The 10,338-nt window shown below is 69.6% G+C and carries 10 protein-coding genes; all 10 read right to left on the bottom strand.

From position 1 onward, the window contains the following. Positions 1-89: 89 nt before the first annotated feature. Positions 90-1,583 carry a DNA polymerase IV gene (locus tag AB0K36_RS18970; protein ID WP_364595430.1) on the bottom strand — a complete coding sequence of 498 codons (1,494 nt, stop codon included), beginning with the start codon at positions 1,581-1,583 and terminating at the stop codon, positions 90-92. A 49-nt stretch (positions 1,584-1,632) separates the two neighbouring features. Beyond that, positions 1,633-2,178 carry a MerR family transcriptional regulator gene (locus tag AB0K36_RS18975; protein ID WP_229835082.1) on the bottom strand — a complete coding sequence of 182 codons (546 nt, stop codon included), beginning with the start codon at positions 2,176-2,178 and terminating at the stop codon, positions 1,633-1,635. Positions 2,179-2,415: 237 nt separating this feature from the next. After that, positions 2,416-2,889 (bottom strand): bifunctional nuclease family protein, encoded by a 474-nt coding sequence (locus AB0K36_RS18980; protein ID WP_005320145.1) that lies wholly within the window; start codon positions 2,887-2,889, stop codon positions 2,416-2,418. Positions 2,890-2,942: 53 nt separating this feature from the next. Further along, complete coding sequence (ftsR, locus tag AB0K36_RS18985; RefSeq protein WP_364595434.1) at positions 2,943-3,686, bottom strand: transcriptional regulator FtsR; 744 nt, start codon at positions 3,684-3,686, stop codon at positions 2,943-2,945. Between the two features lie 42 nt (positions 3,687-3,728). Continuing rightward, positions 3,729-4,604, bottom strand: a complete 876-nt coding sequence (locus tag AB0K36_RS18990; protein ID WP_364595457.1) for a double zinc ribbon and FHA domain-containing protein — start codon at positions 4,602-4,604, stop codon at positions 3,729-3,731. A 148-nt stretch (positions 4,605-4,752) separates the two neighbouring features. After that, positions 4,753-5,601: a DUF881 domain-containing protein gene (locus tag AB0K36_RS18995; protein ID WP_364595460.1), complete on the bottom strand. Its 849-nt coding sequence runs from the start codon at positions 5,599-5,601 to the stop codon at positions 4,753-4,755. Between the two features lie 2 nt (positions 5,602-5,603). Then, entirely contained in the window at positions 5,604-5,936 is a 333-nt protein-coding gene (locus AB0K36_RS19000) for a small basic family protein (RefSeq protein ID WP_003970459.1), read from the bottom strand. After that, positions 5,933-6,859: a DUF881 domain-containing protein gene (locus tag AB0K36_RS19005; protein ID WP_364595437.1), complete on the bottom strand. Its 927-nt coding sequence runs from the start codon at positions 6,857-6,859 to the stop codon at positions 5,933-5,935. The genes AB0K36_RS19000 and AB0K36_RS19005 overlap by 4 nt, the downstream gene beginning before the upstream one ends. 98 nt (positions 6,860-6,957) lie before the next feature. After that, positions 6,958-9,453 (bottom strand): mannose-1-phosphate guanyltransferase, encoded by a 2,496-nt coding sequence (locus AB0K36_RS19010; protein WP_189470220.1) that lies wholly within the window; start codon positions 9,451-9,453, stop codon positions 6,958-6,960. Between the two features lie 122 nt (positions 9,454-9,575). After that, the gene (gene clsA / locus AB0K36_RS19015; protein WP_364595440.1) at positions 9,576-10,184 is read right to left on the bottom strand and encodes a cardiolipin synthase ClsA; all 609 of its coding nucleotides are present in this window, start codon (positions 10,182-10,184) and stop codon (positions 9,576-9,578) included. Positions 10,185-10,338 lie beyond the last annotated feature (154 nt).

The raw sequence follows: 10,338 nt of genomic DNA on the forward strand, positions 1-10,338 counted from the left end.
AGCCGCGCTCCGGCGTCGCCGGGTCCGGACGCAGGACCAAGCCCCTGTCCCACCGCCGCTTCCCCGTCGCCCCTCCCCCGCCGCGCCCCTCAGCCCGGCCGCCGGTCCGGGACGGTCTCCGGAATCGAAGCCGGACCCACCTGCCCGCTCCCGCCGCCGCCCATGGCCGGCGGGGGCTCCGTCCGCCCGGCGGGCCGCACCAGCGGCAGTGGGTCCGCGGCTTCCAGATCCTCGTCGTCCACCCGGAACGTCCGCACCCTGCCCGGCGCCGACCACGGCTCCTCGAACCGCACGGTGACCCTGCCGACGCCGCTGCCCTGGACCCAGCCCGGCCCGTACGTCGCATGGCGCACGTCCTGTCCGGCCGCCCAGCGCCGCTCCGCCGGGTCGGGCCGCGCTGGCTCGGGACGCTGCGGTTCGCCCGTCTCGGACGCGGCTCCCTCCGGCACGGTGGGCGCACCCTCCTCGGACTCGGCCCCCGCAGCCGCCTCGGCCTCGGCCTCCGCCTCTGCGGCGGCCTGCGCGAACAGGTCCTCCTGGGTGTAGTCCGCGAGCCCCGTCACGCCCACGCCCAGCAGCCGTACGCCGCCGGTGGTGTCCACCGACTCCAGCAGCCTGCCTGCCGCCTCCCGCACCACCGCGGGGTCGTCCGTCGGGCCGCGCAGCGTCTCCGAGCGCGTCAGCGTCGAGAAGTCGTACCGGCGCACCTTCAGCACGATGGTCCGGCCGGAGTGGCCGCTGCCGCGGAGCCGCCGCACGCACCGCTCGGCGAGCCGGTCCACCTCGAGCCGGACCCGCACCCGGTCGTGCAGGTCCACGTCGAAGGTGTCCTCCACGGACACCGACTTCGCGTCCCGCTCCGCCACCACGGGCCGGTCGTCGTGCCCCAGAGCCATCCGGAACAGCGATGCCCCGTGCGCCCTGCCGAGCAGCCGTACCAGCTCGTCCTCGCCCGCCTCCGCGAGGTCCGCGACCGTGGTCATGCCGGCCCTCCGCAGGTGCTCCCCCGTCGCGGGCCCCACACCGGGCAGCGTCCGGACGGGCAGCGGCCCGAGCAGGTCCCGCTCGGTCCCGGGGTCGATCAGCACCAGGCCGTCGGGCTTGGCCTGCTCGGACGCGATCTTGGCGATCATCTTGGAGCCTGCCAGTCCGACCGACCCGGTGAGCCCCGTGACGGCCCGGATGTCGGCGCGCAGCCGCTCCCCCGTCTCACGGGCGGACGGGGCGTCGTGGGCCGCGCCACCGGCCTCCAGGTCGACGAAGGCCTCATCGAGGCTCAGCGGCTCCACCAGCGGCGACAACCGCCCCAGCAGCTCCATGACCTGCTCGCTCACCGAGCGGTACAACGAGAAGCGTGGTACGAGACAGGCGGCGTTCGGTGCGAGCCGTCTGGCCTGCGCCATCGGCATCGCCGAATGCACACCGAAACGCCGGGCCTCGTAGGAGGCCGTGGCCACCACCCCGCGCGGACCGAGTCCGCCGACGATCACCGGCTTTCCGCGCAGCGAGGGCTTCGCCGCCTGCTCGGCGGCGGCGAAGAAGGCATCCATGTCGAGATGCAGGATCGTCGGCGCGGTTCTCACATGTTCGATGCTCCCCCACAGCACTGACAACGGGGAGCGGCGACGGCCGTCAGACGGCCCGGTCGCGTCTGCGTCTGGCCAGCTCGTCCGCGGGGTTGTGGCCCACCAGGGTCTCCCCGGTGTCGATCCGCTCGCCGTGCAACTGCGACAGCGCCGTCTCGACGTCCCGCCACACGACTCCCACGGCGATGCCGAAGACGCCCTGCCCACCCTGGAGAAGGCCGACCACCTCGTCGGGCGACGAGCATTCGTACACCGTCGCGCCGTCGCTCATCAGTGTCATGCGCTCAAGGTCCCGGAAGCCTCGGTCCCGCAGGTGCTGGACGGCCGCCCGGATGTTCTGAAGCGCCACCCCGGTGTCCAGGAAGCGCTTGACGATCTTGAGGACGACCACGTCGCGGAAGCTGTAGAGCCGCTGCGTGCCCGAACCGTACGCGGGCCTGACGCTGGGCTCGACGAGACCGGTGCGCGCCCAGTAGTCGAGCTGCCGGTAGGTGATCCCGGCGGCCGCGCAGGCCGTGGGCCCGCGATAGCCGATGGTGTCGGTGGAGGGCGCGGCTGCGCTGTCGTGCAGCGGGTACGGCCCGCTGTCCACCGGACCGGGTCCGGGGCCGCCCCCAAGCGTACTGTCGCCGCTGCTTCTCACGCCGACCTCCGTCCTTGACCTGCCACCTCGAAGGTAGGGAGTCACCAGGGGTGCGTCAACGATCGCCACACTCGGCACGCCGAGTGATAATCACCCTGAGAGTGGTTTCCCGTGCCCCCATCCGGGGAAAGGCTGCTCGAATGCGCCGACGCGGAGCGGTCAGCCGCCCTCGCGTCGGCGGAACCGTCACTGGTTGCTGGACCCGAAGTCCTCGGGGGAGATCTGGTCGAGGAACTCGCGGAACTTCTCCACCTCGTCCTCCTGCTCGTCCGGGATGGCGATACCCGCGTCGTCCAGCACCCCGTCACTGCCGTAGATCGGCGTACCGGTGCGCAGGGCGAGAGCTATCGCGTCGGACGGCCTGGCGCTCACCTCGACCCCGCTGGCGAAGACCAGCTCCGCGTAGAAGACGCCTTCACGCAGGTCGGTGATGCGGACCTGGGTGAGCTCCTGGCCCACCGCCTCCAGCACGTCCTTGAAGAGGTCGTGGGTCAGCGGCCTGGCCGGTGCCATGCCCTGCTGGGCGAAGGCAATGGCGGTCGCCTCCCCGGGACCGATCCAGATGGGGAGGTACCGATCGCCTCCCACTTCACGCAGGAGCACGATCGGTTGGTTCGAGGGCATTTCGACCCGGACACCCACAACGTCGAGCTCGTTCACACAGCAACCCTAGGACGTGCGCGACCGGTTTGGGTAGTCGGGCTGGTCCAAGATCAGTGGAGCCGCACTCCGAGGGCGGTCTGAACCAGTGCCGCATGGAGCCTCACGGAGAGCGTCACCAGCTCTTTCGTGGTCGCCTCCGCATGGGCCCTGGTCTGCGGATTACGGTGCCGGCGCAGCGGTGCGACGACCTGTTCGACCAGGCCGGCATCGCGGTCCGCGGACGCTTTCATGGCGCGCAGGTGCCGGGGCTCGAGACCGAATCTGCCCAGCTCCGCGACCATCCGTGCGACCGTGACCGCCTCCGGCTCGTAGGCGCCGCTCCCGTCCGGGGTGAGCAGACCGTACGACTCCCACTCGGTGAGCTCCTCCTCGGAGACCTCGGCGGCGGCCAGCAGGGCCGCACGGCCGATACGGCCCGCGGGCGGACGCTCGGCCTCCGGCTCCCAGGAACCGTCGAAGAGGTCCCGCTGCGGGCCCTGTGCGGGCAGCTGCACCTGCTCGCCCCGCTCGAGGGCGTCCAGCTGCTCGCGGATCACCTTCAGGGGGAGGTAGTGGTCACGCTGCATCCGCAGCACGAGCGCGAGCCGCTCCACGTCCCGGGCCGTGAATTTGCGGTACCCGGAGGGCGTACGGCTCGGCTCGACGAGGCCCTCGGCCTCCAAGAACCTGATCTTGGAGATCGTGACTTCCGGGAACTCGTCGCGCAGGTGCCCGAGGACCGCGCCGATGCTCATCGGGCGGTCACCCGCGGCGGCGGTGCCGTGACCGGCACCGCCCGTCGGTGTTCGCAGCATGTGCCTTCCCTGGGGGTCACCCCGGACAGAGTCTGGGGAGGGTTACACGCCCCGCTGGCTCGCGTAGAAGACCAGCCGGTACTTGCCGATCTGGACCTCGTCGCCGTTGGCAAGCACCACGGAGTCGATCCGCTCGCGGTTGACGTACGTGCCGTTGAGGCTGCCGACGTCGGAGACGGTGAAACCGCCGTCCTGGCCGCGCCTGAACTCCACGTGCCGCCTCGACACCGTGACGTCGTCGAGGAAGATGTCGCTCTGCGGATGACGCCCGGCCGTGGTCAGCTCACCGTCCAGCAGGAAGCGGCTGCCCGAGTTGGGCCCGCGGCGGACGACCAGGAGCGCGGAGCCGAGCGGCAGTGCCTCGACGGCGGCCTGGGCCTCCGGCGAGAGCGAGGGGACGGCGGTCTGGCCGGTCACCTCCGAGTCGTAGGCCTCGATGCCGGAGATGGAGATCGTCGACGTCGTCTCCGACGCACGCTCCGCCGGCGCGCCACCCCTCAGCGGCGCACCGCAGTTGGAGCAGAACCGACCGGCCTCGGTGTTCCGGTGGCCGCACCTCGAACAAACCGGCAAACCCGCCATGGACGGATCCTCCTGCCGCGGCTGCCCCGCGTGGGGATTGGTCGCATACGGGTCGGAGGCAAACCCTCCACCCGCACTTGAGGTTGATGGATCCCCGAAACCTATGCCGCGGGCACCGGCAGGGTCAACAGACGACGCGCCCTGTCCGCCCGAATTGTCACCACCGGCCACCTCGTCCCGGAACAGCGGGCGCTCGCCGCCCTGCTCCTCGCTCTGACCATGACGCGGCGCGCGATGGCGGGCGTTGCCGTCCTCGCGTGAGCTCTTGCCGAACAACTTCGCAAACAACTTCACGGGCGTTTCCCCTTGACCGAAATAGACCCGCCCGTGGGGCAGGACGAACCCTCAACCAACACACCTGCCGAACCGGACACCCTCACAACGTCCGTACCCTCCGGACAGTTTCCACCACGCACCACATATGTGATGCGTCGCCCCCCTGCAATCCTCTGCCCGGCTCCGGCGCTCCCCATGTCCCCCCGCTTCACTGCGGTGACGACCGAGCGTAGTCAGGCCGCTCCGCCGGTCGCAAGGCGTCGACAATGATCTTCTCTGATCGCTCCACGGTAGCCGTGGCCTGCTCCTTCTCCAGCGTCTGCACGACACCCCCGGGGATGTTCAGCGCCGGCTCCAGGTCCTGCGGCTTGCCGATGACCTTGAAGGTGTACGGAGCGTTGATCCGCTTGCCGTCGACCTCTATGTCCCCGGCCGCCCCCGAGAAGAAAGTGTCCGCGACGACCCGGATGCCGTTCACCTGGATCGCCTCCGCACCGGCCGCGCGCAGCTCCTGGATCGTGTCGAGGAGCATGTCGGACTCCACGGTCCCGGACGGATCCTGGATCGTGAGAGTGATGCCCGGCCCCTCCGCGGCGACCGTGCCGGCCAGGATGCCGAGCTGCTGCTCCTTCTGCTGCGTCTGCTTCCGGGCCTCTTCCGCCTGGTCCGAGCTGTTCTCGAGCTCGGTGCGCTGGTCCTCGAGGCGCTGCTTCTCGTCCTCCAGCCGCTGAGTGCGGTTGTCCAGCTCGTCGAGGATGCGCACCAGGTCCTCCTGCCGTGCGCCGCGCAGCGCGCTTTCGTCGCTGTTGGAACGGACCTGAATGGCCAGGCCCAGACCGAGGACGAACAACAGCACGGCGACGATCAGTTGGGCGCGCGTCACCCGCGGCGGCCACACCGCCGCACCGAGCCGCTGCCGCCCGGTCCGCACCTCCGACTCCGACGGATCCGGTTCCTCCGCGACGGGCGGCGCGGGCGGCTGCGCCTGCGGGAGCGGCTGGGCACGCGTCGGCCGCGGCTCCGGCGCCTCGTTCCTGGGGGTCTCCTCGCTGCTCATCGTCACGCCCGGAAGACGTGCCGGCGGATGGCCGCGGCGTTGGAGAAGATCCGGATGCCCAGCACGACGACCACTCCCGTGGACAACTGCGCGCCGACGCCCAGCTTGTCGCCGAGGAACACGATCAGCGCCGCCACCACGACGTTCGAGAGGAAGGACACGACGAAGACCTTGTCGACGAAGATCCCGTCGAGCATGGCCCGCAGACCGCCGAACACCGCGTCGAGCGCGGCGACGACCGCGATCGGCAGATAGGGCTCGACCACCGCCGGCACCTCGGGCCGGACCAAAAGCCCGACCACGACTCCCACGACGAGGCCCAGTACGGCGATCACGATGTGCCCTTCTCTGATTCGGCCGCGCCCTGCCCACTGCCCTGCGGGGCGCCGGCGGTCGTCGGCTCAGCTGTTCGTACGATCAAGCTCGGGGCCGCGGGCAGTCGCACCGACTCCTCGTCGGACATGCTGGTGCGGATTCCGAAGTCCTCTTTGAGGACCTGGAGATACTGCCCGTCGGCGCTGCCTTGGAAGGCGGTACGCAGCCTGCTGCCGTCCCCCACCGCGAGCACCGTGTACGGCGGCACCAGCGGCCTGTTGTCGACCAGTATGGCGTCGCCGGCCGCGCGGATCGCCGACAGGGCGGTCAGCCGCTGCCCGTTGATCGCGATCGCCTCGGCGCCGGACTCCCAGAGGCCGTTGACGATCCGCTGCATGTCCCGGTCCCGTACCCGGCCGGTGTCGGAGAAGCCGCTGCTCTCCCGCGGCCCGTCGCCGCCCTGGTCGGTCCCCTTGGCATCGTCCACGACGAGTTGGACGCCCGGGCCGTGCACCTCGGTGGCGCCCGCCAGCAGGGGAACCGTCGCGCCCTGCTCCTCGCCGTGCGCGTTGAGGGCCTTGCGCTGCCGCTCCTCGACGTCGGACCGCAGGGCCTCGACGTCCCGCTCCACGGCGTCGGCCTTCTTGGTCTGGGCCTCGACGCGGTCGATGAGCTCCTCGCGCTCCTTGGCCAGCACCGGTGCCGAGATCTGCGCCTCCGCGGCTCCGAGCGTCACGACCGCGGCCGCGAGCACGAGCCCGGCGGCCAGTCCCAGCTTGGCGCGCAGCGTCCGGGGCATGCCGCCGCCCTCGGCCCTGCGGGCCGCCGCCTCCGCGTAACCGTCGTCGAGGCTGTGCTCCATGACATTGGTCAGCAGCGACATGGACGCATCAGGGCGCGCGGGCGGAGAACCTGTGCTCCGAACGGGGGGCTGCTGCGACATGCCGCACATCGTCGCACGTCGCAACCGCTACCGCCGAATGGCCCCACCGGTGTGCCGGCGGACGCCCCGCGGGCGTCCGCCGGCACACCGGCAACGCGTCAGTGACCTGCGCTGTCCACCACGGACGACCATTCGTCCAGGAGCGCCTGGGCCGACGCGTCGTCCGGCCCCTCCGCCCACAGATGGGTGACGGCCTCCGACGGGTCGGGGAGCACCATCACCCACCGGCCGTCGGCCTCGACCACGCGCACACCGTCGGTGGTGTCCACGTGCCTGTCCCCGGCGGCCTCGACCACGCGCCGCATCACGAGCCCCTTGACCGCCCACGGCGTCGCGAGGTCCCGCCTGAGCACATGGGCCCGCGGGATCCGGGCGTCGATCTGGCTCAGTGTGAGCTGTGTACGCGCGACCAGACCGACCAGCCGCACGAACGCGGCCGTACCGTCGAAGACGCTGCTGAACTCCGGCACGATGAAGCCGCCACGACCGTCGCCACCGAAGATCGTGGTCTCCTCCCGGCACACCCTCGTCAGGTCGTCAGGGGACGTCGTCGTCCACTCGACCTGCGTGCCGTGGTACGCCGCCACCTGCTCGGCGATCCTCGTCGTCGTCACCGGCAGCGCCACGCCGCCGCTGCGCCGCTCCGCCGCGACCAGGTCGAGCAGCACCAGCAGCGCCCGGTCGTCCTCGACGATCCGGCCCCGCTCGTCGACCAGGGAGATCCGTTCACCGACGGGGTCGAAGCGGACACCGAACGCCGCACGCGCGGAGGCGACGATCTCCCCCAGCCGGACCAGGCCGGACCGCCGGGTGTCCGCGGACTCCGTAGGCCGCGACTCGTCGAGACCGGGGTTGATCGTGAGCGCGTCGACCCCGAGGCGACCCAACAGGCTCGGCAGCACAAGACCGGCGCTGCCGTTGGACGCGTCGATGACGACCTTGAGGCCCGACTCGGCGATCCCGGTGGTGTCCACGTTCCGCAGCAGGGAGCCGGTGTACGAGTCGAAGACGCTCGACGGGAAGTGCAGATCGCCGATCTCGCCCGGGAACGCACGCCGGTACTCCTGACGCGCGTACACCCGGTCCAGCTTCCGCTGCCCACCCTGCGACAGGTCCGCGCCTCGTTCGTCGAAGAACATGATGTCGACGGAGTCGGGCACACCAGGCGACGTACGGATCATGATGCCGCCCGCACTTCCGCGGGCCGTCTGCTGGCGCGCCACGGGCAGCGGCACGTTCTCCAGGTCGCGTACGTCGATGGCACTGGCCTGGAGCGCCGAGATCACCGCCCGCTTCAGGGCGCGTGCACCACGGGAGTGGTCACGTGCGGTGGTGACCGTGGCGCCCTTCTTCAGCGTGGTGGCGTACGCGCCGGCCAGGCGCACCACGACCTCTGGCGTGATCTCCACGTTGAGGATGCCGGACACGCCTCTGGCACCGAAGAGATGCGCCTGTCCCCGGGACTCCCAGATGACGGACGTGTTGACGAACGCACCGGCCTCGACGGTCTTGAACGGATAGACCCGGACGTTGCCCTGGACGATCGATTCTTCGCCGACGAGGCACTCGTCACCGATGACGGCGCCGTCCTCGATGCGGGCGGCGCGCATGATGTCGGTGTTCTTGCCGATGACGCAGCCGCGGAGATTGCTCTGCGGACCGATGTAGACGTTGTCGTGGACCACTGCCTTGTGAAGGAACGCGCCGGTCTTCACGACGACGTTGGATCCCACGACGGTGTGTTCACGGATCTCGACGCCTGCCTCGACCTTGGCGTAGTCGCCGATGTAGAGCGGACCTCGCAGCGTCGCGTCGGGATGGACCTCCGCGCCCTCGGCGACCCACACACCGGGAGAGATCTCGAAGCCGTCGAGCTCGACGTCCACCTTGCGCTCCAGGACGTCGGCCTGCGCCTTCACATAGCTCTCGTGAGTGCCGACGTCCTCCCAGTAGCCCTCTGCGACATAGCCGTAGATCGGCTTGCCTTCCTTCATGAGCTGCGGGAAGACATCCCCGGACCAGTCGACGGGAACGTCGGGCTGGACATAGTCGAAGACCTCGGGCTCCATCACGTAAATGCCCGTGTTGACCGTGTCGGAGAAGACCTGCCCCCATGTCGGCTTCTCGAGGAAGCGCTCGACCTTTCCCTCTTCGTCGACGATCGTGATGCCGAATTCCAGCGGATTCGGCACCCGCGTCAGACACACGGTGACGAGTGCGCCCTTCTCCTTGTGGAAGGAGATGAGGTCGGTCAGGTCGAAGTCGGTGAGGGCGTCACCGGAAATCACGAGGAACGCGTCGTCCTTCAGCGCTTCCTCTGCGTTCTTCACACTGCCGGCAGTGCCGAGTGGCTTCTCCTCGTTGGCATAAGTGAGCTCCATTCCGAGCTCTTCGCCGTCACCGAAGTAATTCTTCACAAGTGAGGCGAGAAATTGCACGGTCACAACGGTCTCAGTGAGCCCGTGCCGCTTGAGCAGCCTGAGTACATGCTCCATGATTGGCCGGTTGGCCACCGGCAGGAGCGGCTTGGGCATGCTCGAGGTCATGGGGCGAAGTCGGGTACCTTCGCCGCCGGCCATCACGACGGCCTTCATGTCGGAAGCGTCCTCCTTGAAGAGACGACTGTCTGGCCGACTTCACCCGTCCAAAAGTGACCGCTGGTGACATGTGGTGACACGCGCGGCCGGCGACACAGCGCGCTCCCACACCGACGAGGTCAATCGGCCATAGTGTCCGCTTTGACGAGACGGCGGACCTGAATCACATAGAGGATCCCTGCCCACCAATACAGAGTTGTACCCCATCCCGCGAACGCCCATCCGAAAATCGCCGCGAGTGACGCAAGCCACCCCGTTCCGTCACTCAGGAGCAGCAAGGGGAAGGCGTACATGAGGTTGAAGGTCGCCGCCTTGCCCAGGAAGTTCACCTGGGGCGGCGGATAGCCGTGGCGACGGAGGATTCCCACCATCACCAGCAGCATCACTTCACGGGCCAATAGCGCGGCCGTCACCCACAGCGGCAGAATCTCCCGCCAGGTGAGACCGACAAGGGTCGACAGGATGTAGAGACGGTCGGCGGCCGGGTCGAGGATGCGCCCCAGGCTGCTGATCTGGTTCCAGCGTCGGGCCAGCTTGCCGTCGAGATAGTCACTGACGCCGCTGAGCATCAGTACCAGCAACGCCCAGCCGTCACTCTGGGGCCCGCCGAACTCGGGGCGGAGAATCAGCCACAGGAACAGCGGCACGCCGACGAGGCGAGCCATGCTCAGGATGTTGGGGATGGTGAGTACCCTGTCCGTTTGAACGCGGGTCTCCTGGACCTCCACCCGGGGGCCTCCTGTGTGGAACGTGCCGACGATGCTCCCTGACCTTACCTGCAGCGGGCGCCGGCCTGTGCAGTGGCCCCCTGAACGCAGGAAAGCCCCGCACCAGAGGTGCGGGGCTTTCCCACAATGATTGTTCGGCGGCGTCCTACTCTCC

This window comes from Streptomyces kurssanovii (genome assembly GCF_040677245.1).
Taxonomy (GTDB): domain Bacteria; phylum Actinomycetota; class Actinomycetes; order Streptomycetales; family Streptomycetaceae; genus Streptomyces; species Streptomyces kurssanovii.

Bases quoted from the DNA above. Each gene is read 5' to 3' on its own strand.
- AB0K36_RS19010 (WP_189470220.1), bottom strand. From the start codon at position 9,453: ATGAAGGCCGTCGTGATGGCCGGCGGCGAAGGTACCCGACTTCGCCCC.
- ftsR (WP_364595434.1), bottom strand. From the start codon at position 3,686: ATGCTGCGAACACCGACGGGCGGTGCCGGTCACGGCACCGCCGCCGCG.
- AB0K36_RS19005 (WP_364595437.1), bottom strand. From the start codon at position 6,859: ATGTCGCAGCAGCCCCCCGTTCGGAGCACAGGTTCTCCGCCCGCGCGC.
- AB0K36_RS18995 (WP_364595460.1), bottom strand. From the start codon at position 5,601: ATGAGCAGCGAGGAGACCCCCAGGAACGAGGCGCCGGAGCCGCGGCCG.